General features: G+C 35.3%; 24 protein-coding genes, 1 pseudogene and 1 riboswitch. Of the genes and pseudogenes, 8 read left to right on the forward strand and 17 right to left on the reverse strand.

Features of this window, described 5'->3' with window-relative positions; genetic code table 11:
• Positions 1–69 precede the first annotated feature (69 nt).
• Genes NY607_RS05160 through NY607_RS05175 form a run of 4 tightly spaced genes read left to right on the forward strand, consistent with a single transcriptional unit; the run spans position 70 to position 2,744 of the window.
• The gene (locus NY607_RS05160) at positions 70–432 is read left to right on the forward strand and encodes a GntR family transcriptional regulator (protein ID WP_237899766.1); all 363 of its coding nucleotides are present in this window, start codon (positions 70–72) and stop codon (positions 430–432) included.
• Entirely contained in the window at positions 433–1,296 is an 864-nt protein-coding gene (locus tag NY607_RS05165) for an ABC transporter ATP-binding protein (RefSeq protein WP_259419275.1), read from the forward strand.
• A complete protein-coding gene (locus NY607_RS05170) occupies positions 1,293–1,988 on the forward strand; it encodes a hypothetical protein (protein WP_237899759.1) in 696 nt (231 codons plus the stop codon). Before NY607_RS05165 ends, NY607_RS05170 begins: the two co-directional genes overlap by 4 nt.
• 24 nt (positions 1,989–2,012) lie before the next feature.
• Positions 2,013–2,744 (forward strand): CPBP family intramembrane glutamic endopeptidase, encoded by a 732-nt coding sequence (locus NY607_RS05175; protein WP_237899757.1) that lies wholly within the window; start codon positions 2,013–2,015, stop codon positions 2,742–2,744.
• Between the two features lie 15 nt (positions 2,745–2,759).
• Here the strand turns inward: NY607_RS05175 and NY607_RS05180 are convergent, their stop codons facing one another.
• The 3 genes from NY607_RS05180 to NY607_RS05190 form a co-directional block, all read right to left on the reverse strand.
• On the reverse strand, positions 2,760–4,115 hold the full coding sequence (locus NY607_RS05180; RefSeq protein WP_131519494.1) for a YjiH family protein: 1,356 nt from the start codon (positions 4,113–4,115) through the stop codon (positions 2,760–2,762).
• Between the two features lie 386 nt (positions 4,116–4,501).
• A complete protein-coding gene (locus tag NY607_RS05185) occupies positions 4,502–4,822 on the reverse strand; it encodes a monooxygenase (protein ID WP_237899755.1) in 321 nt (106 codons plus the stop codon).
• A 14-nt stretch (positions 4,823–4,836) separates the two neighbouring features.
• A complete protein-coding gene (locus NY607_RS05190; protein ID WP_259419276.1) occupies positions 4,837–5,760 on the reverse strand; it encodes a DsbA family protein in 924 nt (307 codons plus the stop codon).
• Between the two features lie 166 nt (positions 5,761–5,926).
• On the opposite strand from NY607_RS05190, the gene NY607_RS05195 reads away from it, so the two are divergent.
• Complete coding sequence (locus tag NY607_RS05195; protein WP_131519491.1) at positions 5,927–6,499, forward strand: TetR/AcrR family transcriptional regulator; 573 nt, start codon at positions 5,927–5,929, stop codon at positions 6,497–6,499.
• 60 nt (positions 6,500–6,559) lie between these two features.
• On the opposite strand, the gene NY607_RS05200 is transcribed toward NY607_RS05195, so the two are convergent.
• The 5 genes from NY607_RS05200 to NY607_RS05220 all read right to left on the reverse strand — a co-directional run bounded on the left by NY607_RS05200 (position 6,560) and on the right by NY607_RS05220 (position 11,377).
• Positions 6,560–7,321 (reverse strand): IucA/IucC family C-terminal-domain containing protein, encoded by a 762-nt coding sequence (locus NY607_RS05200; RefSeq protein WP_259419277.1) that lies wholly within the window; start codon positions 7,319–7,321, stop codon positions 6,560–6,562.
• Positions 7,318–8,187: an ABC transporter ATP-binding protein gene (locus tag NY607_RS05205; RefSeq protein ID WP_259419278.1), complete on the reverse strand. Its 870-nt coding sequence runs from the start codon at positions 8,185–8,187 to the stop codon at positions 7,318–7,320. The genes NY607_RS05200 and NY607_RS05205 overlap by 4 nt, the downstream gene beginning before the upstream one ends.
• Positions 8,188–8,193: 6 nt before the next feature.
• On the reverse strand, positions 8,194–9,234 hold the full coding sequence (locus NY607_RS05210) for a FecCD family ABC transporter permease (protein ID WP_054550570.1): 1,041 nt from the start codon (positions 9,232–9,234) through the stop codon (positions 8,194–8,196).
• Positions 9,227–10,243, reverse strand: a complete 1,017-nt coding sequence (locus tag NY607_RS05215) for a FecCD family ABC transporter permease (protein ID WP_259419279.1) — start codon at positions 10,241–10,243, stop codon at positions 9,227–9,229. The genes NY607_RS05210 and NY607_RS05215 overlap by 8 nt, the downstream gene beginning before the upstream one ends.
• Before the next feature lie 123 nt (positions 10,244–10,366).
• A complete protein-coding gene (locus tag NY607_RS05220; protein ID WP_259419280.1) occupies positions 10,367–11,377 on the reverse strand; it encodes an ABC transporter substrate-binding protein in 1,011 nt (336 codons plus the stop codon).
• A 559-nt stretch (positions 11,378–11,936) separates the two neighbouring features.
• Here NY607_RS05220 and NY607_RS05225 point away from each other — a divergent pair.
• On the forward strand, positions 11,937–12,242 hold the full coding sequence (locus tag NY607_RS05225; protein WP_016991980.1) for a CotD family spore coat protein: 306 nt from the start codon (positions 11,937–11,939) through the stop codon (positions 12,240–12,242).
• A gap of 98 nt (positions 12,243–12,340) precedes the next feature.
• Here the strand turns inward: NY607_RS05225 and glnA are convergent, their stop codons facing one another.
• The 3 genes from glnA to NY607_RS05240 all read right to left on the reverse strand — a co-directional run bounded on the left by glnA (position 12,341) and on the right by NY607_RS05240 (position 15,516).
• The gene (glnA, locus tag NY607_RS05230; protein ID WP_004225810.1) at positions 12,341–13,675 is read right to left on the reverse strand and encodes a type I glutamate--ammonia ligase; all 1,335 of its coding nucleotides are present in this window, start codon (positions 13,673–13,675) and stop codon (positions 12,341–12,343) included.
• 55 nt (positions 13,676–13,730) lie between these two features.
• Positions 13,731–14,108, reverse strand: coding sequence for a MerR family transcriptional regulator (locus NY607_RS05235; RefSeq protein WP_131519485.1), 378 nt, complete (start codon positions 14,106–14,108; stop codon positions 13,731–13,733).
• A 154-nt stretch (positions 14,109–14,262) separates the two neighbouring features.
• Positions 14,263–15,516 (reverse strand): methionine gamma-lyase family protein, encoded by a 1,254-nt coding sequence (locus tag NY607_RS05240; RefSeq protein WP_259419281.1) that lies wholly within the window; start codon positions 15,514–15,516, stop codon positions 14,263–14,265.
• Between the two features lie 341 nt (positions 15,517–15,857).
• Here NY607_RS05240 and NY607_RS05245 point away from each other — a divergent pair, with 341 nt between their 5' ends.
• Entirely contained in the window at positions 15,858–16,463 is a 606-nt protein-coding gene (locus NY607_RS05245; RefSeq protein WP_004225816.1) for a trimeric intracellular cation channel family protein, read from the forward strand.
• Between the two features lie 51 nt (positions 16,464–16,514).
• Here NY607_RS05245 and cobT read toward each other — a convergent pair whose 3' ends face one another.
• From cobT to papA, 6 genes are all read right to left on the reverse strand, one after another.
• Positions 16,515–17,570 carry a nicotinate-nucleotide--dimethylbenzimidazole phosphoribosyltransferase gene (gene cobT, locus NY607_RS05250; protein WP_259419282.1) on the reverse strand — a complete coding sequence of 352 codons (1,056 nt, stop codon included), beginning with the start codon at positions 17,568–17,570 and terminating at the stop codon, positions 16,515–16,517.
• A gap of 92 nt (positions 17,571–17,662) precedes the next feature.
• A riboswitch (cobalamin riboswitch) is annotated at positions 17,663–17,838 on the reverse strand.
• A gap of 96 nt (positions 17,839–17,934) precedes the next feature.
• Positions 17,935–19,629 carry an ABC transporter ATP-binding protein gene (locus NY607_RS05255; protein ID WP_131519482.1) on the reverse strand — a complete coding sequence of 565 codons (1,695 nt, stop codon included), beginning with the start codon at positions 19,627–19,629 and terminating at the stop codon, positions 17,935–17,937.
• A gap of 39 nt (positions 19,630–19,668) precedes the next feature.
• A complete protein-coding gene (locus NY607_RS05260; RefSeq protein ID WP_131519481.1) occupies positions 19,669–20,931 on the reverse strand; it encodes an ABC transporter A family member in 1,263 nt (420 codons plus the stop codon).
• A gap of 676 nt (positions 20,932–21,607) precedes the next feature.
• Entirely contained in the window at positions 21,608–22,471 is an 864-nt protein-coding gene (locus NY607_RS05265; RefSeq protein ID WP_131519480.1) for an ATP-binding cassette domain-containing protein, read from the reverse strand.
• Complete coding sequence (papB, locus tag NY607_RS05270) at positions 22,455–23,867, reverse strand: PapB family radical SAM/SPASM ranthipeptide maturase (protein WP_259419283.1); 1,413 nt, start codon at positions 23,865–23,867, stop codon at positions 22,455–22,457. The genes NY607_RS05265 and papB overlap by 17 nt, the downstream gene beginning before the upstream one ends.
• Before the next feature lie 82 nt (positions 23,868–23,949).
• Complete coding sequence (gene papA / locus NY607_RS05275; RefSeq protein WP_156113266.1) at positions 23,950–24,108, reverse strand: freyrasin family ranthipeptide; 159 nt, start codon at positions 24,106–24,108, stop codon at positions 23,950–23,952.
• 282 nt (positions 24,109–24,390) lie between these two features.
• Between papA and NY607_RS05280 the strand changes: the two are divergent.
• Positions 24,391–24,585 (forward strand): annotated as a pseudogene (locus NY607_RS05280) (response regulator transcription factor); the annotation flags it as partial.
• Between the last annotated feature and the right edge of the window lie 248 nt (positions 24,586–24,833).

The following is a 24,833-nucleotide window of genomic DNA, read 5'->3' on the forward strand; positions in this document are numbered from 1 at the left end:
GACAATAGATGCCACAAGTTATATGGTTAGTTACATAAGTAATTAACCAACTAACAAGTGAGGTGGATTGTGATTCATTCTTTAAATAACGAAAAGCCCATTTTCCAACAAATACGTGAAAGAATAGAAGATGCCATTCTAGATGGACAGCTACAGCCTGAAGATCGCATTCCATCTACAAATGAGTTTGCAAAAGAATACCAGATTAATCCTGCAACTGCTGGGAAAGGCGTGAATGAATTAGTGGATAAGGGCGTCATTTATAAAAAGAGAGGTGTCGGTATGTTTGTCCATGAAGACGCCAAAAATATTTTAATTACTGAGCGTAAAGAAAGCTTTGTCCAGCAACATATTGAACCATTGAAAAAGGAAGCAAGACGTCTAGGCATTTCAGATGAAGAGTTACAAAAATTGATACAAGGGGGATCATGAATGAAAATTAATGTGAGTAATGTCACGAAATCCTATAAACAGAAAGCAGCTTTGAAAAATATCTCTTTCACCATGGAGGGACCAAAGATTATTGGCCTTTTAGGTCACAATGGAGCTGGTAAAACAACTTTTTTAAATTTATTATCAGGCCTCATCTCTACAACAAGCGGAGAAATTTTAGTTAACGGAGAAAATGTCTTCAATGCCCCTAACACATTACGTGATATTTGCTTTGTCGCTGAAAGTGGCAACTTTCAAGAAGAAATGACCATTGCCCAAACATTAAAGGCCAATCGCTTCTTTTATCCAAAATGGGATGAGGAGCTAGCTCAAGAACTGCTACAAGTATTTGCCCTGAATCCAAAAGATAAAGTGCGTAATCTTTCAAAAGGGATGGTCTCTGCACTTGGAATTATTACAGGCTTTGCGAGTTGTACAGCTATAACTATATTTGATGAACCTTATATCGGTTTAGATGTAGCAGCGCGTAATATGTTTTATGATTTGTTAATTGAGCAGCAAACAGAAAATCCGCGATTATTTATTCTATCTACACATTTAATCGATGAGGCGAGCGAGCTATTTGAGGAAGTTTTCATTCTACATGAGGGCGAACTTTTGCTCCAAAAGACCACTGATGAATGGCGAGATCATATTGTGGCTGTAAAAGGCAATGCCTCAGATGTTGAGAGAGCAATTGGGGATTTACAAGTAATCTATCAACATACATTTATGCAAGAGATGACAGCTATTGTCTTCGCAAATGGTCAATCCATTGAAGATCAGAACATTACGCTTGAATCTGTTTCTCTTCAAGATATGCTCGTCTATTTAAGTAAACAGAAAGTGAGGCCAGGGCGATGAACACGATGAAAGGCAGTTTTTATATCTTATTTCAAAGCTATAAGAAGCAAAATATTATTTTTTGGAGCATTTTATTTTCGATCGTGCTTTTGTCATTTTTCTTAGATGCATTTTTTGGTCAATATGTATCATTTGCTATGACTATTTCTATTCCTGTTTATATTTTTTACAGTATGATGGCAACAAAACTTCTCAATAAAACCTTACCCTATTTTTTAAAGCTAGGATTAAGTCGTCAGCAATATATGTTGTATGTCGGGCTATTTTTTATCAGCTGGAGTCTGGTCGGTGCCTTGATTATTGCGTGTGCTCATCAAATCATTTCTTATGTTTCTACCCTATTCAATATCAAAGATATTATTATCATCCACCCTATCTTATTTTTTGATATTACCCATTCATTTTTACAAACAGTAGTATTGGATACGGTCTTGCTTTTATTTTGTCTAAGTTCTGGCCTTCTCCTTAACGTTGTTTTTTATCGTTTAGGCATACTAGGAGGCTATAGCTTAATTGGTTTCCTAGCATTAATACCTATATTAATGGTGATCTTTGAATGGTATTCTCCGTTGTATCAACTATTAGCCAATTCATCTATATTAGCGATTTTAGGGAGCATGTTTGTTTTTAGTATTTTCCTCTATCTAGTTATTTCAGCTAGTATGCGAAAGGTTTCTGTAAATCCTGTATAAATAGAATAGGAGGAAGATAATAACATGAACCCAAAAATGTTGATAAAAATAATTGGTTTAGAGTCTCTACTCCTATTTTTCTATGTTTTAAATGGTGCCTTTGTTTCTATCAAACAACCTTTAAGCCCTTTTCTACAGTTTGCGCTGTTAATCCCATTTGCATTAGGTCTCTTCATATATATAGCGACGAAAAAGAAATGGAGAGAATATTTCTTTTATCCTATTAAAAAGAATCATTTCTTCATCACCTTACCGCTTCTTCTTATTTTCGGCATCATCTTAGTAAGCACAAAAGGATTGAATATGACATCTATTAGTGATTTAGTTGTCATGTTTATCATGCAAATTTTCATTGTAGCGTTTATTGAGGAGTCTGTATTTAGAGGCATTATGCTACGCATGCTATTAGCAAAAGGGGCTTTTTCTGCTGTCTGGATTTCTAGTATATTGTTTGGCGTCACACATGCGTTACAATTACTAGGTGGCCAATCTCTAGAAGATACGATTCTTCAAATCATCTATGCTCTTTTAGTTGGCCTTGTTCTAGCTTTACTTGTATTGGAAGGTCAATCAATTATCGTAACAATTATTTTCCATGGACTGAATAATTTCTTTAACATTATGGGAAATACGGCAGGCTCCATGTTAAGTGCCTATCTTATCATTTTAGTACTCTTTATCTACATGCTGACGTTATGGAGACGTCTAAAGAAAATCGATCACAATCTGTTTATGAAAAATGCCAAGTCCATTTAAGACTTGGCATTTTAGTTAGAAGAGTAGGTGACCAACCAATGCGGCAATTGGAAGAGAAATAAGCGTACGTAGTATAAATAAGACGACTAAATCCAAAAATTTCAATGGAATTTTTGTACCTAAAATAAGTCCACCTACCTCAGACATATAGATTAGCTGTGACACAGAAACAACTGCAATAACAAATCTAGTAACATCCGATTCAATCCCTGCCCCTAAAATAGAAGGTAGAAACATATCGGCAAAGCCAACAACCATTGTTTGCGCTGCTTCAGCCGCTTCAGGTAAGCCAAGGACGGTTAAAATTGGCTCGAATGGTTTTCCTAAAATCACAAAAATACTTGTAAATTCAGCAAGCATTAAGGCAATTGTCCCAAAAGCCATAACGATAGGGGCAACACCCACCCATAAATCAATTACATTTCTAGAGCCATCTTTGAAAAATTGTCGAGGATCACGATTTGCATGCGCAATAGCAAGTGCATTTTCTAAGCCATGTGAGACAGAATTATAGCCCTCTGGTAATTTCTCACGTGAATAATCTACTGGTGTCCCATCTATATATGTATCTTCTTTTTTCGCAAGTGGATAGATTCGAGGCATAATAATGGCTAATACAATTCCACAAAGGACTACTGTCAAATAATAAGGAATAAAATAGCGTGCCAAATGCACAGTATCCAACACAACGATACAGAATGTGATGGACACTACTGAGAAACTTGTGGCAATAATCGCAGCTTCTTTTTTTGTATAGTTCCCCATCTCATATTGTTTACTTGTCATTAACACACCTATTGTGCCATCACCAACCCATGAAGTAAGAGCATCAATGGAAGAACGCCCTGGACTTTTAAACAGTGGCCGCATAATTTTCACCATCATTGTCCCGAAAAATTCAAGTAAACCAAAGTTTGTTAAAAATGGTAAAAGGAAACCAGCAAACAAAAAAATGGTAAATAAAAACGTCACAAGTCCCTCATTTGGATCCATTAGGAGTCCACCTGTATTTTCATTATTAATGGCAGAAGGTCCAAAATTAAAGACCACCATTGAAGCAAAGGCTAAACCGATAAAACGAGTAATGGTCCAAAACCAATTAACATAAAACAATGAATCTAAAATACTAGGTTCTTTAGCATTTTTACGAGGGATAAATTTCGCTATCAGTGCACCAATCGCAGAGATGGCAAACATTATAATTGTAAAATAGCTAATGACCGGAGCCACAATCCCCGCTAAAACATTGGCTAGTATGGCAATGGGCACTTTCCAGCCCTCTTCTGTTAAAAGGGGGGTCATAAATAGAAAGATACCAATTAAAGACGGAATAATGAAGTAAAAATATGTAGCAACAGAATACTTTTTCATTTTTTTATAAAACCTCATCTCTTTTAATCTCAATAATTTATGTATTTTGCATTACAACAATTAAAATAGTGTTTATAAGAAACATTTATTTATCCATCGTTGTACTACTATACAAGCAAATATATGTTGTGTTCATTCACTATCTCATCCCTCCTTCTGTTATAGGACTATTTTAAAAGCTTTGAAGTATTGAGCATTAAATAGAATAACACTCACATTATTCATGTTTTTATACCATTAACGTGTTATAAAACTATTGTAAACGCTACAACACATTTGGTTCAACCTCACAATATTCTGAATTTTTATACATCCATAAATAAAAGAGTCTAACTTCTTAATTCGAAATTAGACTCCTGTGAATGAGCTAGCAATTCTAGTATGCATCAGCATTTTTTTAATTGTTTTACTGGACCTTTCGTGACTTCAGTCAGTTTTGAATTGATCGCAAAGATTTTTGCGTTGATAGTAGTAATCCCAAATTCAGCTAGCCTTTTGGAATGCATTTCTATATATTGTTCAGCTGTGCGTTTAGATTCGAATAGATAGATGCCGCCTGCTTCGTTTGTTTCAGGGCTCTCTGTCCAAATTTTCCACAAAAGTCCTTCCTCTTCATAAATACTTTTGGCTAAATCAGAAAACGCTTCTGTCATCTCATCACCAAATGGTCCATCCAATTTAAAATCTACCTGTAATACGTATGTCATTGCCATTCTCCTCATTATTTAGTAGTAATATAACATTCACCGAGTATTTCTTTCATTTCATATTGCTCTGATGAAAGCTCTTTTTTCACATAAGATATAACCTCTGACTTTTCCAAATCATACATGACTTCAATTTCTTTCGAAAATAGAAGCTTTTCTTTTTTAAGCAAGCTTAAAAGAGATGGCTGTTGCTTTGGTTGCAGCTCTTCCAAATTGAGAACCTGTTTTAGTCCTTCCACATAGTTTACAAATGGACGCCCACCAACAATTTTCAACCCTTTATTATCTTCATTCATCATAATAATAGTTGGAAATCCTCTTACGCCTAGATTTCTTGCAAGGTCAAAATCTTCATTTAATAACGGTTGCCCGTTTGTTTGTTCTGATTCGTTTACAATAGCCGCTCCATCAAGCCCCAGTCTATTTACAATGTCAATCATAACGGATGTATCTGCAATATTTTGATTGAATACGAATAGCGCTTCTCTTGCTCTGCGCAAATATTCAAATGCTATAGCATCATGCTGATTTTTTTGAATCACTTTAAAAACACGAGATGGTGGATAGGATGATTGCACTGGATTGTTCATCATCACTGTTCCATCTATTGGCATGCGATAATTTTCTCCCACTTCTCTCCAGTGTCCTACAACGTCGGCAGGTCCAGATATTCCATTAGCAGGGTCTACTGGACCATCACCCCATTTTTCTAGTAATCCTCCCATAATCGTATGAAAGTTAAAATAGTGTCCGTACTGCTCGATAAAACGTCGAAGAACGGGTTCGAGTGCCCAACAATGAGAACATATTGGATCAGTTACATAGTATACTTCAATGGATTTCTTTGGTTGATTAAAATCAATTATCCCCAATTCCTCCTCGCCAGCTACTCCACATACACCTGTCTCTAAATCACAAACCATTGGATGATTCTTCAATTGACTATCCCCTTTTCTTACTTTCATTAAAAATAAATATATAACACTCTTATTTGCCTTACAGTTGTATTTTATTCATAATAAAATCATCAATAAACCAATAATCTATTTGAATTGTTGTATATACAACACTTTGAAGAAATTGTTTAAAAAGGAGTGCTAAGTAATGACCTCATCTAAGACAGATCTTCGTGTTATACGGACTCGTAAATTAATCATGGATTCTTTCATTGCACTTTCTAGTAAAAAAGAGTTCAAGGATATAACGGTTAAGGATATTACGACAGAGGCCATGATTAATCGTGCAACTTTTTATTATCACTTTGAAGATATATATGATTTGTTAGAGAAGGTCCTATCAGAAGTATTATTAGTTAATTTGAATGATGACTTTCTACAACATAACGAACTTAATGAAGGAGCTTTCCTTATTCTCTTTAAAGCGATAACTAATTTTCAAAAGTCATTGTCTAATCGTTGTCATCGAGGCTATGAAGAGACAATTGCTCGAATTATTAGAGAGCAGCTTGAAATTATCTTTTACAAAATGTTATTGAAACAAAATGCAGCGACAGGGAACGAAGCGCTAAAAATGACTGCTGTAATATTAAGCTGGGGAATCTATGGCGCTTCTATAGAATGGAGAACTAGCAATCAGGAGATACAGCCTGAAGAATTTATCAAACCTGCAATTCCTTATTTATTGGCAGGTATTGACAACCAACATAAAAGTGAATAAACACTTATGAAATGATAAGTGTTTACTCACTTTTGGTGGTTAGAGATTTTGTTGTTATGATCATCTTTTTATTTTTGGACAGGAGATACAAAAATCATTTGCTTCTTCAGAGGTATGATAATAGAAACAACATGTTTTTCTCAAGCGTACAGGTTGCTCCGATTCCATAATCGTCACTTTAGGACCACAATAGTCCGTCAAAGGATTTTTTCTCTCTCCAAAAATGGAGCCTGGTGCTAGGTTTACAATATAGTGATAATCCTCTTGTATACGAGCCTTTTCTTGCTCACTGGCTCCTTCCCCTATTTTCGTTTCATAGAGCCAATTCACATAAATAGCTGTGTTTTCCCATAAGATTGTTTTTGGAATTTTACTTATTTTTGCTAATGACTGCCAAACCTTCGCTAAATTATTCGCAAAGATTTCTCTAAGAACCTCATCTCGCCATTTTTCACGGTCTTCAGTAGGTATTGACACTGTGCGATCAATTAGCCGAATAGTAGGAAGCCAAGGTTTTGAAGATTCCGCTTCTACCCACATATTTTCAATTCTGCAATGTAGTCCTTTATCGTATCTGGACATAGCATAGAAGGCTGAAGCTATCGTTAAGACGCTATAGCGCTTCGCAAACAACGATGCCGTAACTAGGATAGAAGGCGATTGAAAGAAATGGGCAATTTTTTGTAAATAATCTAGAGCTTGTTCATTGTCCAATAAATTTTTGGCATATAAAGAGTATGTAGCATCTACTGCAGGCTCTATCGACAATCGATACTCTCTTAGTAACACGGATGTTTCTTCAGCTGACAGTGATAGGCTCAACAGACCCCTACCTCCTCTAATTCCACTGTTTGAACTGTTCGCCCCTTGCCATGTGGCACACATAAAGGTGTCCCAAAGAGCGGATCTTTAATAACGGTACAATCCATACGAAAAACAGCCTGGACCATCTCTGCTGTCACCACTTCCTCTGGCTTGCCTTGGGCATAAACCTGTTTATTACGTACCGCCACAATATGATGGGCATAGCGACAGGCTAAGTTTAAATCGTGTAATACCATAACGACGGTACGCCCTTCCTTGTCATTTAAATCAAATAGTAAATCTAAAATTTCTACTTGATGAGCCATATCTAAATAAGTTGTAGGTTCATCTAGTAAAATAAGATCTGTTTTTTGCGCTAATGTCATAGCAATCCATACACGTTGTCGCTGACCACCTGATAATGCATCTACTGGACGATCGGCAAATTCAGTCATCTGCGTTACTGCAAGCGCATTGTTTACAATTTTTTCATCCTCCATAGACCATTGCTTTAACCAACTTTGGTGTGGATAACGACCTTGCTTAATCAATTGCTGAACAGTTAATCCTTCTGGTGCAACAGGGCCCTGCGGCAGAATAGCTAAACGTTTCGCTACCTCTTTCGTTGAAATGGCATCTAGTTTATTCTCATCTAAAAAAATTTCACCCGACTTCGCTTTTTGTAATCGTGCAAATGTCCGAAGTAGTGTAGATTTTCCACAACCGTTGGCCCCAACTAGTACTGTAATTTTTCCTTTTGGTATTTGAAGATTCAAATCCTCTAAAATAAGATTTTCTCCATAGCTTACATGTAAATTTTGTGCTTCTAAGACATGTTTCAAATTCCTGTCACCTTCTTCTCCGGCTTTTAACTTTTTTATCATGAAGCTTTATTGATTGCGCGTTCTAAATAATAAATAAATAAAGAATGGTGCGCCAATTGCAGCAGTAAAGACTCCTGTAGGTAAATCCTTCGGTAAAAAGGCTGTGCGTGCCACCATATCAGCCACAATGACAATGATTCCACCTATAATAGCTGTCACAGGAATTAATCCTGCAAAGGAACGCCCAACAAGCATTCTGCTCATATGAGGGGCCACTAATCCAACAAAGGCAATGCCACCGGCAAAAGCTACTGCAGAACCAGCTAGCATGACACTAATGAGTAGAAAAAGTAAACGATACACTTGTACTTTTACTCCTAGCCCTATCGCTATTTCATCGCCTAATTCCTTCACATTCACCGTTCTTGCTAAAATAAATGTTAGTGGCACTAAAATGACTAGCCACGGTAATAGCAAATAGACATCCTGCATATTGGCCCCATACAAACTACCTGTCAGCCATAAATAGGCTTTCGTTGTAGCGGCTACATTACTGATTACAAGCAGCATCGTCACAACCGCCTTTGCTAAAGCTGAGATGCCAATTCCAATTAGTACCATTCGAATTGGTGTGACTCCTTTTCTCCATGATAGTAGGTAAATGATGAAGGAGACAATACCAGCACCTAATATAGCAGCTAACGGTAAAAATTGAATGCTGACTGATCCCATAAAGTACACGATAAAAATAATTGCCCCCATCGATGCTCCGCTCGTTATACCAATAATATCTGGGGCAGCAAGAGGATTACGGATAATTCCTTGTAAAATTAAACCGGCAACTCCCAGCGCAGCACCAACTAATAAGGCCATCAACACACGCGGGAGCCTTAATGTATGTAAGACAAAATCGTAATCTCCATTGCCATAGCCTAATAATTCTTTCACCACTGTGACAGGATGGATAAACTCGCTCCCCGCAGATAAACCAAGAACCGTAATGAGGACTAATAATAAGCTTAAAAGTAGTAGAATCCAAGCCGTTCTTTTAGCAATTTGAAAAGATATACGATTAGTTTTCGTTCTAACCGACACATAATTAGGCATTTTTTGCTAACCCCTTTCGTGCAATATAAATAAAGAAAGGAGCTCCGATTAAGGCAGTCATGACACCAATCGGCATTTCCAATGGCATAATCACATATCTTGCCGCAATATCAGCCAACAGTAGCAATATTGCTCCCAATACGGCACTGTAGGGAATAATCCAGCGATAATCTGTGCCAACAAGTTGGATCGCCATATGAGGGACAATCAAGCCAATAAACCCTATTGAACCTGCAACAGCTACTGAACTGCCTGCCAGTATGATAATAATTATGCCTAGTGTGATTTTCGTGAGCATTGTTCGTTGTCCTAATCCTTTGGCAATATCATCTCCTGATTGTAAAATATTGATTGAACGCCCCATAAATATTGCCACAACTGTCACTCCTAAAATAAACGGTAGGACAGGCACGAGCATTTCAATACTACGCCCCGATACAGAACCCGCTAACCAAAACAGGACACTTTGTAAACCTTGTTCATCGATGACTAAAAGCCCCTGCGTAAACGAGACAAATAGAGCTGTAATCGCTGCACCAGCTAATACTATTTTTATCGGTGTTAACCCATCTCTTCCTAATGAGCCTAGGAAAAAAACCATCGCCCCCGCTGCACCTGCCCCTAAAAAGGCAATCCACATATAGCTCATTAAAGATTGAACGGAAAAAAAAGTAATAGCACTGACAATAAAAAATATGGCCCCTGCATTAATACCTAAAATATCAGGAGCTGCTAAAGGATTTCTTGTTAATGCTCGCATTAATGCGCCCGCAATGGCAAGGCTTGCGCCAACTACTGTAGCGATCACAGCTCTTGTAAATCTAGATGTTCGAATAATGACATGCTCCTTGTTAGCAGCATCAAAATGAAAAATAGCATCATAGATTGACGAAAAAGGTATGGACGTTTGACCAATAGCTATGCTGAATATAAATGCCAGCAAAAGAATCAAACAGCTGATGAATAAACCTATTTGTTTCATCGGTGTACTGGAAAGAATAATTCTCATGTTATGCCAACTTTCTTGATCCACAATTTAGCTTATGTAGGTTTCAATTATGCTCAAACACTACAATGAGAGGGCTGTTATTCAAGTATTCTCTAACACTTTTAACAGCCCATCCTTCATTCACTATTTTTCTAATTCAAACTTGTCATAAATATCATCTAGCATTAAATTAGCACTAGTAATACCACCTGCTAGATTCCAATTAATTTCATCTACCTGATAAACCTGATTCGCTTTCACTGCGTCAAGCTCTTTCCAAAGTGGATGGTTTGTCCAATCTTCATAAGTTTTTTTCACTGTCTCATCATTTTCCATAAACATATAAATAACATCAGCATTCATTTGTGTGATGCTTTCCTTGTCAGTTAGCTTCACAATTTCTAAAGAATCATCTGTTAAATTTTTAGGACCTTGGAATCCAAGCTCAGATAAAATAGAACCCGCATAACCTGTCACATAAATACGAGCATGGTCTGCTCTGAAGTTGACAACAGAAACATGGAATGGCCATTTATCGCCAAGCTTCTCTTTGATTTTTTTTTGGAAATCAGCTACTCGTGTAGCCCAATCGCCAAGTAATTCATCCACCTTATCTTCTTGATTCATTGCTTGACCCATCATTTCAGCTGTTCCTTTGAAATCGAAAACCGTTTCATGAGCAACTGTTGGTGCAATCTGCGATAACTGATCATAAATTTCTTCATGACGTACTTTAGAAGCAATAATTAAATCTGGTTTAAGCTTTGCAATTTCTTCAAGGTTTGGTTGTGTTTCTTGTCCTACAATCGCAACGCCATCAAGCTCATTCTTCATATAATTATAAACAGGCGCTTCTGCCCAAGATTCTACTACCCCAACTGGTTTAATGCCCATAGCAACTGCAACATCTGTTGCGCCTTGATATAGTGTAACGATTTTTGTAGGTGTGCCTTCAATCGTTGTAGTACCCATTGCATGTGTAATCTCACGACTAGAAGATGCTGATTCAGTGTTGCTTTCTTCTGCTTTGTCGTTCTCTTGTGAACTACTGGAGTTCGATGTTTTCTCCCCACACCCAACTAATAATAACGCGAAGGTTAATAGTAGTGTGAAAAGTACAAAAAAGTTCTTTTTTTGCAGTGATAATTTTGGCATACATTTCCTCCTAAGAAATAATCGACAACGATAATCATTATCAATTAAAGAGTATACTGTACGATTGTTTTATTGACAATATCTATTTTTTCAAAAAACATACTTTTTTAATAAAAATTTATTTTACATTATGACGCTAGGAAGAACATTATTTGAAAAACCTATTCATCGTGTTGAAAACCAAGCATTTGGATGGTTGTTAGACTCATTATCTTCACTTTGAAAATATGTGCTATTTTGTTCACTACTGTTAGAAATGAAAGAAGTTTTGCAGCATGATCGAGGGGGAGGAACATCGCCCTTTGGAAAGGACGATGATGGAACGGAAAACGCCTCGCCCTGCGAAATTGGTTTTCCTGCCGTTAACATCATCTTTTTTCAACAATATGTCATGCTTTCATTTCACTCAAAGACGTAGGCAAATTGATTATAGATTTTCTACTATTTTAGTTACTTGTTAGATTTACCTATGCATTAATAGGCAAATAAATAGACCCTATCGACGTATATCTCATATCTTAATAATGAACTACAACTTATCAAAACAGGAGGTAATAACATGTTTCAACGAAGACGCCATCCGGCAAAAGGTCCACACTGCTGTCCGCCACAAATGATGCCCATGCAATATGATCCACCACAATTTTTACCACCAGAGCAATATGTACGCACAAATTATATCCATACAGTTGTTCCACACGTACAACCTGCACATGTTACAACAGTGAACAAACATATGATTGATCATCAGTATTATTTCCCATGCACAGAATCTGTCGTGAATGAATGCTGTGAAACACATACAATGTGCGGTATGCCACCTAACCCTTGCCATATGCCACACCATCATAAACATATGCGCTAATACTAAAATAACGATGGGGTTATCATATGACCCCATCGTTCCTAATATGTTCAGAAAAAAACCGAGTACCCTTTATCAGGCACTCGGTATCTTTATGATTAATACATTTTTAAATATTGATCGCGTTCCCATTGATGAACAGTTGTACGGTACATATCGAACTCGATTTCTTTTGCTTCTTTAAAGTTTGCATAAATATGCTCACCTAATGCTTCCTGTGCTACTTGATCTTTAGCAAGTAATGTTAGTGCATCATCAAGTGCTGCAGGTAGGTTTTCAATACCATTTGCTTGACGCTCTTCTTCCGACATCACATAGATGTTGCGGTTAATAGCAGCAGGTGGTGTTAGGCTTTGACGAATACCTTCAAGACCTGCTTCTAAAATAACTGCCATCGCTAAATATGGGTTTGCAGAAGGGTCTACAGAGCGTACTTCAACACGAGTTGAAAGGCCACGTGCAGATGGAATACGAATTAATGGTGAACGGTTTTGTGCAGACCATGCTACATAACATGGTGCTTCATAACCTGGTACTAGACGTTTATAAGAGTTAACTGTTGGGTTTGTTACAGCTGTGAAACCTTGTACGTGTGCAAGAACACCCGCCATGAATTGCATAGCTGTTTCAGAAAGACCTAATTCTGTAGATTCATCATAGAACGCATTTTCTTTGCCTTTAAATAGTGACACGTTAAAGTGCATACCAGAGCCTGCTTCACCAAATAGTGGTTTTGGCATAAATGTAGCGTGTAAGCCATGTTTACGAGCGATTGTTTTAACCACTAATTTGAATGTTTGGATGTTATCACATGCAGTAACAGCATCCGCATATTTAAAGTCGATTTCGTGTTGTCCTGGAGCTACCTCATGGTGTGATGCTTCAATTTCAAAGCCCATTTCTTCTAGCTCTAGCACAATATCACGACGGCAATTTTCACCAAGATCTGTTGGCGCTAAATCGAAATAACCACCATGGTCATTTACTTCTAATGTTGGTTCGCCTTTTGCATCTAATTTGAATAAGAAGAATTCTGGCTCTGGCCCTAAATTGAAGCTTGAGAAGCCCATTTCTTCCATTTTTTTAAGAATTCGTTTTAGGTTGTTACGTGGGTCACCAGCAAACGGTTCGCCTTTCGCAGTGTATACATCACAGATAAAACGTGCTACTTTCCCTTTTTCAGAAGTCCAAGGGAATACTACGAAAGTATCAAGATCAGGATATAAATACATATCAGATTCTTCGATTCGAACGAAACCTTCAATAGATGAGCCATCAAACATCATTTTATTTTCCAGTGCTTTGTCTAATTGACTTACAGGAATCTCAACATTTTTGATAGTGCCAAGAATATCTGTAAATTGTAAACGAATAAAGCTTACGTTTTTTTCTTCGATGAGACGTTTAATGTCCTCTTTTGTGTATTTACCCACAGTTTTCCACACTCCTATAATTTGTCTAGCTTTTATGTTTACCCTACCCTATTTATTAATAGAATCGAGATAAATCCCCTCTTCGGATGGACGATTTTTGCATGCGCTGTGCTTGACGCATTTCTTCGCGCATAATTTGGCGTAATTCTGAATCACTTAAATCTTGCTCATCAGTTGTTGCAACAGGATTTTTCTTTTTAGCAAATATTTTTTTAATCTTCGCCATATTCATACCCTGTTCTAAGTAGTCTTTAACCTCAAGCAATATATCGACGTCATTTAGTGAAAACATACGTCGATTGCCTTCTGTTCGGTGCGGCTCAATTAAATGGTGTTCTTCATAATAACGAATTTGTCTTGCCGAAAGCTCTGTTAATTGCATCACGATACTCATCGATAATAACGGCATAGTTCGTCTAATTTCACGACTCATTTAAGTCCTCCTCCAATACCCGCTTATCATATAACGAATTTTTTTTACTGTCAACCAACCATGTAAGGTTATCTAACATGAATGGCACTATTTTTTTCAATCTGATTAAAAATTGTAAAAAACTCTTCATATTTAGGCTTTATCTATTGTCTTGTTATGCTTTTTGAATGGCTTGAACCGCACTGCATATAGCAAATTTAACGTGTTCATATGTTAGTCCACCCTGGATAAATGCTGTATATGGCGGTCGTATTGGGCCATCCGCTGTTAGCTCAATGCTGGACCCTTGAATAAATGTTCCAGCCGCCATGATGACATCATCTTCATAGCCTGGCATATAGGCTGGTTCAGGAGCATAATGGGCATTTATCGGTGAGTTCGCTTGTATTTCGCGACAAAAGTCAATCATTTGCTGTGCTGTTTGAAAAGATACTGATTGAATTAAATCTGTACGCTTCGCATGATAGCTCGGAGTAGTACTCATGCCAATTTCATCGAGCATTGCAGCTGTAAATATCGCCCCTTTAAGTGCTTGCGATACAACATGGGGTGCCAGGAAAAATCCTTGATAAAAATCACCTAGTGTATTTAATGTGGCCCCCGCTTCTGCTCCAATACCTGGAGAAGTCATACGATAGGCACATTTCTCCACTAAATCTGCTCGCCCAGCAATATAGCCACCAATTTTAGCCAAGCCTCCACCTGGATTTTTAATGAGCGAGCCTGCCATTAAGTCAGCACCAACCTCTGTAGGTTCCTGTGCCTCTACAAACTCGCCATAGCAGTTATCTACAAAAATAACAGCTTTCGGGGCTATTTTACGTACCTTTACACACATATCTGCAATTTCTTTTATTGTAAAGGATGGACGTGTTGCATAGCCTTTTGAACGCTGAATCGCGATCATTTTGGTTTGTGCTGTAATAGCAGCCTCGACACCTGCCCAATCAATAACCTGATTATCTAGTAAATCCACATGTCGATAACCGATTTTATAATCTTTCAGTGAACCTGTATCTTTTTCACCACCATCGACAATGGATTGCAATGTATCATATGGCTGACCAGAAATATAAAGCAGCTCATCACCAGGACGTAAAATACCGAATAGACTAAGCGTAATTGCATGTGTCCCTGAAATAATTTGTGGTCGAACTATGGCTGCCTCTGCACCAAATACTTCTGCATAAACACGCTCTAGATTATCCCGTCCCTCATCATCATAGCCATAGCCGTTTGTTGGATGTAAATGATAATCACTTACTTGATGCTTTCTGAAAGCTGCTAGCACCTTCTGCTGATTGTAGAACGCCATTTCTTCTACCTTGGCATGATAAGGCCGAACTTGTTCCTCTACTTTTTCCGCTAACGATAGCGTTTCTGTTGATAACTTTGATGTAAACGTCATTCTTTCTTCTCCATTTCATAATGTCTCGCATTTCAATCAGTAAGATTTATTGACTATCTAAATTGACTTCAATCACTCTAGAATTCCCTAACCAACTACTGTTATATGAACGCTTTTGACGAATGTTTTTCTTTATTTTAATCACATTTTATCAATTTGTATGTGCACCTGTAAAACTTGCCTATTGTTTCTAAGGGCATTTTACGCTAAGCTAATGTGCGGACTCATTTCAAGAAGCGTATTTAATGACCGATTTTGGCTATTAAATTCATAGATTCTGTTACGTAAAAAGTCTTTTAACTTTTAAAAAAGTTTATTTATTGATAGAAGGGGTGAAAGGGATGGCTTGGGAGGTTTTTAGTATTATAGGAACAATTGCCTTTGCTATTTCGGGGGCAATTATTGCCATGGAAGAAGAATACGATTTATTCGGTGTATATATACTTGGTATTGTGACTGCTTTTGGTGGAGGAGCTATCCGAAATTTACTCATTGGACTACCTGTCACAACACTTTGGGGACAGGATATGATGTTTCAAATAGCGCTTGCTGCGATTACGATATTCTTTATTTTTCCCCATCATCTGATTCAACATTGGCATCGTTGGGGTAACTTCACAGATGCGATTGGCTTATCAGCATTCGCAATTCAAGGCGCACTCTATGCTGTCAAGCTTGATATGCCAGTAAGCGCAGTCATTGTAGCTGCTGTTTTGACAGGTTCAGGTGGTGGAATTGTACGAGATTTATTAGCTAGAAGAAAACCATTAGTTCTCCGTGATGAAGTTTATGGGGTTTGGGCAGCTCTTGCTGGATTGTTAATCGGCTTCGAGGTTTTTACAGGGGATATTTTCCTTTATATTTTATTCGCAGTAATTACAGCTTTACGTATTCTTTCCTATATGATGAAGTGGCGCTTGCCATTACGAAAATTAAATCGTGCATAGATACCATTCAGCCAATGACCAAAAATTAAGTCATTGGCTGTTTTATTGTTTTTATCTTTTTAACAACTGCATTGATTCTTCTAAAGTCACCATGTTTTTCATCATCGAGCAAGCTGCATCTAAAATAGGAAAGGCTAAGGCTGCTCCAGAACCTTCGCCTAAACGCATATTCATGTGCAACATTGGTTCAATGCCTAGTAAGGCAGCGGCAATTTTTGCCCCTGGTTCCTCTGAAGCATGGGAAGGAATGATATAATCGATTACTTTTGGTTCGAGCTTATAAGCAATGAGGGCGGCTATAGTCGAAATAAATCCATCAATGACAACGGGTTTACGATGGGCAACTGCACCAAGAATAATACCTGTCATCGCCCCTATCTCTAACCCTCCAACCTTAGCCAGAACATCAATAACATCATTTGGATTAGGCTTATTTAAGGTAATTGCTTTTTCAATAACTGCCGCTTTATAGGCAATGCCTCCTTGGCCTACTCCTGCACCAAACCCCGTTACTTCGATAGGGTTGCATCCTGTCAAAACAGCTAATATCGCAGCACTTGGTGTTGTATTGCCGATGCCCATTTCTCCAGTCCCAAGTACATCAGCACCTTTTATGATTTCCTCAGTGGCCACACGGATTCCTACTTCTATCGATTGAATGGCTTCTTGTTTGGTCATAGCGGGACCTTGTGCCATGTTATCTGTACCATATTTAATTTTATGAATAAGGACACCTGCATCAAGTGGAATATCTCCTTTTACCCCAACATCTACTGTGACCACCTTTGCATTGGTAATGCCAGCAATCGCACAAACGCCTGTACCCCCCTTAGGAAAATTTAATGTTTGAAAGACCGTAACATCTTGTGGATTCGTGGTTACACCTTCCTCGCAAACACCATGATCTGCAGCACAGACAATCATCACTTTTTTGTCGACCATCGGATATAAATGTCCTGTTATACCAGAGAGCTGTACGGCAAGTGATTCTAGTTTACCCAAGCTACCTGGGGGCTTACAAAGCGCATCAATCCGCTTTCTGGCTTGCTCCATACTTTTCATATCAGCCCCCTGAATGTTTTGAATCGTGTCTTGTAATAATTGCATGATTATTTCTCCTCTCGTTCTCATTAAGACAAAATAAAAAGTCTGTAGTTTATTGTCATGACAAATAAACTACAGACTTTTCCATCATCTATATCTTCTAAAGCATGTAGGCAGGTCTCCTGGCTCAAGTTCAACACCTCATAGTACCTTCCCAGCAATTTGCTAGTGGCATACACTATGAAATTCCCTTATACAGTGGCGGGTCCGCTAAAGCTTTTCACTTTATTCCCTATTCTCCCTAGTGGGCACCTATTGCTTTTATGTAATTATGTTAAATCTACTTTACAACTTTTTTAGTGTCAAGAGGAAAAAATTTTTTGAGTGTTAACTTAGTAACACCACCTATTCAAACAATATAGGCTTATCAAGAGCTTGTAACAACTAATGAATCCCTCTCATTCACTTGATGCTTATCAACTTCAAAAATTTTATCTGCTTCACTTATTAAAACAGGGTGATGAGTAACCAATATAACAGTCTTTTGTTTTTCTTTATTTAAATATAAAAGTAATGTTTCTATATTTATTTGATTGTCTTTATCAAGCGCAGAAGTAATCTCGTCAAACAAATAGATATCCGCATCTCTTAGAAGCGATCTTGCTATTGAAAGTCTTTGCTGTTGCCCAGTAGATAATTCAAGCCCGTTATGCCCTATAAGAGTTTCAAATTTATAGTCCAACGTTTCTATATATGAATAAATGTTAACCATTTTACAAATTTGAATTAATTCTTCGTCCGTTGCATTCGGCTTTGCTAATAACAAATTTTCCCTTATTGTCCCTGTCATTATAAAATGCTCTTGCGTTACCAAACATACCCTTTTTCTATAAACATCAATAGGAATATATCTAATATTTTGATTGGATAGAAATATTTCACCCTGATAATTAATGTATAAACCTGATAATATATTCAATAATGTCGATTTACCTGATCCGCTTTCTCCCTTAATCAATACAATTTTCTTCAAAGGTATTTGGAGATTTATATTTTCTAAAACTGGAGATAATGCATTAGTATAGGTAAAGCTTACATTCCGTAATACTATTTTATCTTTTCTAAAATGATGCGAAGAATTTACATAGTCAGGTACTTCTAATTTCTTTAGATGATATTTATTGTCTTGCATTAAGTTTTTTACTCTATTTACAGACACAATTGCTTCTTGTAAAAATGAATTTAGTTGAGAAAATCTTAAAAATGACTGACTAAAGTTATTGGCATAGGTAGTGAATGCTATTAATACTCCTAACGTGAGGCTTCCTTTATAAATAAAGTAGGCACCTATAATAAGGATAATCAAATAACTTGTAAAGTTTATTAATTCTATTATTGATGCTGATTTTATACTTAAACGCATTTTATCAAGAGTATTTTTGTATAATAAGGTAATTTTCTTTTGATAGTTATCTATTGCGTTTGTCTCAGTATTAAATATCTTAAATAATTTAAATGATGACAGTAATTCTCCCAAATAGGTTAAATAAGAATCTAAATCTTCTTTGATGGCAGTATCCATCATCCTTATTTTTCTTCCATAATATTTAAAAATGATAAGTGCTAAAGGACAAGCTATGAATAAAATACTAGCTAAAATAAAATTAAGATTTATCAATATTACTAACACAATTATTATGCTGATAAAATCTACAACAATATTTAAAAACTCTGATACTACTTCAGAAAATGCCTTTGTATCATTTTCTATTTTATTCATCAGTTCACCTTTTGCTTTTAATTGATACTCATCCATGTCCATAGCCATGATTCTTTTTATTATCTTTAACTTAATATCCATTTGTAGATAGCAGGCAAATTTCGTTAAATAATATTTTTGGATTACTTTAAAAAATAAATTAAAAAGAAACAAAAAAGCCATAAACACTATAATTATGAATGCTGAATTGAGGTCTTTTACTGTTATAGAATCAATAAATTTACCAAATAAAAGGGGGTGTACTATACTTAAAATCATAGAAATGCCCATCAAAATATTTACTTGAAATAATTTTGCTTTGTATGGCTTTGTATACTTAAATACCTCACCTAATATTTTCATGAAATAATACTCTGTCTCCCTAATTTAGTTAAGGTTTTCTTATAACCTTTTGATATACAGATAAGCATTTTTCGGTTCTTCCTGTAATATATGTAGAAACTTTTCCATATACGGATCTTTTTCATTACTTATGAACAAATTTTCTACTGACTTCTTTTTCGCCTCACTAAAGAGCATGCTTTTATTTGTGTATATAACCTTTTGCTCAATTGTTCTTTTTAAAACCTCATAGCAATTAGTTTGTTCCTTGTTTTCCCACTGTTCATTCATTAATGTATTTATCATGTCTTCTGTAATATTATAGCCATAGTTAAATTCAAAAAATTTATTAGAATACGGGCGTATTTCAATGATGTCGCCAGAGCTACTAATAATATTTTCTAAACTATTGTTATCTGGAAGGCTAAAAACCCTCGTTATTTTCAGCGTGTGATACGGAATGTTGTTGACACCAAAGCTCTCCATTATTTGAGTAATGTCTTTATAAACATTCGCATAATTCTTCATTTTTTCTATACTTACACCTTTGTATTGGACAGTAAGCCCGTTATATTGATAATTTTGATAAGGCTTATTTGACAGCTCTTCTTCTTTATATCCATTATAAAAATGTAAGCTTAATAGAACGAAAAGCATCATACTGGTCATAATTCCAGCAACCCACTTTTCCGTTTTATTGGTGGCCTTCCTGCTGAATAAAATCGCGAACGATATAGAACACAAACAAACGGATAAAACACCTATAACATTTAAGTAATGAATAAAATCTGGATACATAAAGTTAAGAGTTGGAGCTAAATATTGAATCGTTTCTAGTCTATAACCATGCATTAGCATTAATAAAAAATAAATGATGACAATTAAAATTATAGACACTGCTTGACTTTTAAAAATTGTTGCCATCAAAAATGGAATGGATATAGTAAATAGCTGAAAAATAAAAACGATAAGTAGAATTTTATATATTGGTGTCTCTACATATACAAACTTTACAAAACCAACTAGTAACATAATTGCAGGGGTGGTCAGAATAAAGCTGAAAACCCATTGCCATAATAAAAGCTTTCCATTCGATATTGGGGAAATCATTAAAATTTTCTCTACATGATATCTTTGATGCAAAGTTATAATTTGAATCGTTAATACACTTGAGAAAATCCCATATAAAGGAATCAATGCTTGAGCATCACTGACTGTAAAGAAATACTGAGAGATACATAATAGAATGACGATAGTATAATAAGTCAACAAATAATCACTTCGTAAGACCACTTTCGACCAAAATAAAAAGATATCTCTCATTTGTCATTCACCCTTCTTTTAAATAGCAACACATTTCCAAACATAAATAGTATGCCAATACTTAGAAAAATACCTCTCTTTACATTAAATAGCAGGTCAGTCATTTGATGTTGTATAAAATCAGGATTGAACCATATAGAAAAATAAGGAGAATTTAAATAAATGCTGAATACCAAATATATTATTAGTAAAATGTGTAGATATACAGTACGTTTCAAATAAAAGGAAATGAAAAAGCTAAAGGTAATGCTGTAGAAAATAGAAAGGAAGACTTGAAACAATGTAATTAATAGAATGCTAATAGGAACTTTATTTACATAAAATATAAAAAAAACTATGTAGAAGAAAAATAGATACACTGAAACAAAAAGAATAACTGCTACGATTTTTCCAACTATATACATCGACCTATTTGTCAATTTTAGTAGGATGACTGCTCTTTCAAAAGATTGAAGATACCCCTTCCAAACATATGAAACCATACTCGGTATTAAAATAAGTAAAAATACCATTTGTAATTGAAGTGTTCCATACCATTTTTCAATAAAAGTTTCCTGAGTGTCTAAGTTATTCATGATAATTGGAAGAACCAACATTATTAGTATAAGAATGACGGAAATAGCTCTACTTTTTATGAGTCTTTTTAATTCAAAGTTTATTAGAAAAGGTAATTCTCTCATATGGATAACTCTTTTCTATTTATATAAATATATGCATCCTCTAGAGTAGGCTCTGTCGATATACTTCCTTGTAATGGACTATCTGCAATGTAACGAATCTCAATACTGCTGCCTTTATCTTGTAAAGATACAAATAAATCCACATGAGGTATTTCATCATCTAAAACATTATAAAGCCATACCTTCCCTCGAACTTTATTAATAAGGTCTATTGTACTACCTAAGTAATTCACTTTTCCTTTTTGTAGCACCATCAAATTTTTACATGTAGAAGCAATATCTTGTACGATATGTGTTGAAAGCAGAATGATTTTATCTCGACTAATCCGAGTAATTAAATTTCTAAATGAAATGCGCTCATGAGGATCTAAACCTACTGTTGGTTCATCAATTAGTATTATTTTGGGATTACCAATTAAAGCTTGAGCAATGCCAAATCTTTGTTTCATACCACCCGAAAGTTCTTGAATATATTTTTTTTGTTCGCTTAATAGGCCCACCTCTTGAAGTCTTAAGTTGATTTCCTGTTTTCGACTTTCACTATTATTCATTCCTTTTAACTTACATAAATAGTCAAATGACTCTTCTAAAGTAACCTTTGGAAAAAAATCGAACTTCTGAGGAAGATAACCTAATATTTCACAAACCTTAAGTGGTTCTTTTTTTACGTTTAGCCCTGCAACTTCAATTTCTCCGTCATCAAATGGAAGTAATGTAGAGATTATTTCCATCAATGTTGTTTTTCCTGCCCCATTTTCCCCTAATAAACCAAATACACCATTATGAATTTCTAAGGAGATATTGTCTAGCACCTTTCTATTTTTGTAATTTTTTGTTAAGTTCTTAATTTTGATTTCCATTTTTAACAAACTCTCTTGTATTTTTCTTTTCTAATAATAGTTCTCTTTGTTCATCTGATAACCGTAAATATAAATGCAAGGTAGCTTCTAATTGCTTTTGAGTTAAAATGCAATAATGTAAAGGTGGTGTCGTTACTTTACCTGTTGATTCTAAATTTTCATGGTGACACCCACCCCCACACAAATTTTTTGCCCAGCATTTATTACAATTTAATCTATTTGAAACGTGTGCTTCTTCTAAAAATTTTGACTTCGCACTGGAATATGTTCCTTCAAAAATATTTCCTTGTTTATACTCTTTATTATTAACAAAACGATGACAAGGATATAAATCACCATTAATATCAACGGCTAAAAAATTAACCTCTGCACCACAAAAATATGTTGATTCGTGTCCAATATGAATACGTTCTAAATTTCTCATTATATTATTGAGTTTGACAGCTTTATAATATTCTTTTTTATTAACTAAATATTCGAAATAACAAATTAATTCATCATAACTTTTAGACAATTCAATGAATTGATCTTCTGTAAACATCTGCATAGCTGGGGCAGCATAGATACTTCTAAAATTCAAGTCGAATAGATGCTCATATATATTTACCAAATCAACATTATTCGGAGTAATGGTTGCCCTAACTCCCAGTTGTTTTTGCTCCCTTAATTCTTTTGTTCTGTTTAAAATAACATCATAACTTCCCTTTTTATTTCCATAAAAACGATTTATGTCATGATCGCTTTTAGTCCCATCAACACTTACTTGAACAGCGATGTTATTGTCTAAAACAAATTTTGTGATTTCTTTATTTATTAGCGTTCCATTACATGTCATACTAAAACCTATTTTTTTATTATGTAATTTTACTTTGTAATTTGCATATTCTACTACTTGCTTAATTACTGGAAAATTTAATAAAGGTTCCCCCCCAAAAAATACAATGGATAGATCATCACGATCACCTGACTGTTCTAGCAAATAGTCAATTGCTGATTTTGCTGTCATTATAGACATTCTGCCTTTTTCGTTATATTCTCCGTCACCAGCGTAACAATATTTACATCGTAAATTACATTCTTGGACCATCATTAATGTGAGTGCACTTATGTTTTTAACATTTTCTTCGTTAACAGCATTTCTATCAGTAGTATCATTGATTATCCTATTTTCTATTAGTGATTCAATAATACTATTAAATTCATTTTCAGCTATTTTATCATTTAATTGATTAAAAACTTCCACTATGCTTTTGTTGTCACTTGATAAAATAGAATAAACAATATCATCTATTTCAAATAAACCATTAGTATTCGGTACATAAATATATTTTTTATGATTAACTTCTAACTCTTTAATACTTGATACTTTAATTTTTTTCTCCATAGATTCAATCATAAATATCCCCCCATTTCTTGATACAATGTAGAGTAAATAATGATTTACTCTACATTGCCAAATAAAAAATTAAGCACTTGTTTTAACCATCTGTATCTTTTCTAAAACAAGTTTCCCAGCCTCCAGCACATCCCCAATCCATAGCATCACACTTATTGCAATAATCTTTAGCATCACAAAAAACACACCATTTAGATCTAGAACTAGCACTATTAAAACCATGATTAATTCTCTTGAGCATTTTTTCACCTCCTCAGATCCCATATAACTCCCACAAAACAATTAATTATTAGGTACTAATATGTAAATATTAATTTGTTTTGTAGTTCAAAGTTAACAAAATTTCTCAAATAAGGTATCCGTATTTTCCGCAACCTTAGGGAAAAATTAATTATTTTTTGAAAAATTGTCACTTTTTACATTTGATTAAACGGTATTTTTTATCCAGAATATAGAATAAAATGGAATTTATTGATACGATATCTTCTGAAAATAAATGGGGGGAGTATTACATATGATAAAGTTAACACCTAAAGAATATGAGATTTTAGAGCGTATTGCTGAGGACAAAACCAATAATGAGATTAGTTTAGAATTAGGTATGAGTAGGAGAACAGTGGAATATCATATATCCTCTATTATTCGCAAATTAAATGCAGAAACTCGTTTAGGTGCTGTTGTTACTGCTATTAAACTAGGCTTACTAAGAATCAAATAAATTTTTCAACTCATGAAAGATTTAATTTTGGAGAAATCCCTGTATATGACATGCCATTCAACTGCTCTGTTAGTTGAGAACGAACAAAACAAAAAAATAGACCAAACATATTTAAGTAAATTGAACTGCACCCCGTCAAGTAGACAGTTGAAATAATAAAAAATGTATTAAGCGGCTTGAGTCCTGAATTCTAACGGACTTAAACCGCTTAATCGTTTCTGATAACGATAGTAATTATAAAAATGAAT

The sequence above is a fragment of the Lysinibacillus sp. A4 genome (assembly GCF_024919535.1).
Taxonomy (GTDB): domain Bacteria; phylum Bacillota; class Bacilli; order Bacillales_A; family Planococcaceae; genus Lysinibacillus; species Lysinibacillus capsici.